Below are 564 nucleotides of genomic sequence, written 5' to 3'. Positions count from 1 at the left end.
AAATTTTTGTGATACAAAAGTATAGTGATCATACGATACTAAAAAATTTCCTTTTTTATTTTTCACTTTATAATCTAAATTTGCAACATCAGCTATCCTATTTTTACAAATAGGGCATATATCTGTTCTTTCCTGAACTTTAGGATATACAAAACCCTTCTCATCTGTTCCTACAATTATTTTTGCCACCATAATATTAAATTTAAATTGTTATTCTTATAAAAATCCCATCGAGCATCCCAATACTTTATCCAATTTTTATCATAAAATTGCTTCATAGCATCAAATCTCTGTGTTCTGTTAAAATTAAATCGTATTTTAGCACCAGAATTTCTTGGTTGAGGTCGCATATGCTGTCCTAAAGCATTCTTTTTCTCTACCAAAAAATTGTTGAGGTCTTTGTGCAATTCCTGATGTCGAGAAATACTCATTGGGGTTAATTCCTGATCAGGAGCTCCTCCCATAAAAATAGGATCTGAATGATGTAGTTGTATCTTTTCTCCTGTCCAAGGGCTCAATTTATTTTCCTTTGCATATCTATACCCGCCTATAGCACCAGTAGTA

2 protein-coding genes are annotated in these 564 nt (G+C 31.9%); both read right to left on the bottom strand.

Features of this window, described 5'->3' with window-relative positions:
* The coding region (locus I7X29_RS15590; protein ID WP_225883796.1) for a hypothetical protein at window positions 1-192 on the bottom strand (192 nt) is incomplete at its 3' end.
* Window positions 177-564, bottom strand: a 388-nt coding sequence (locus I7X29_RS15265; RefSeq protein WP_198475901.1) for a hypothetical protein, incomplete at its 5' end; no start/stop codon positions are given. The genes I7X29_RS15590 and I7X29_RS15265, both read right to left, overlap by 16 nt.

Origin of the sequence: Capnocytophaga periodontitidis, from assembly GCF_016126015.1 — a bacterium.
Taxonomy (GTDB): Bacteria; Bacteroidota; Bacteroidia; order Flavobacteriales; family Flavobacteriaceae; genus Capnocytophaga; species Capnocytophaga periodontitidis.
Note: the sequence above shows the minus strand (reverse complement) of the source record. Positions and strands in the feature narration are given on the sequence as shown.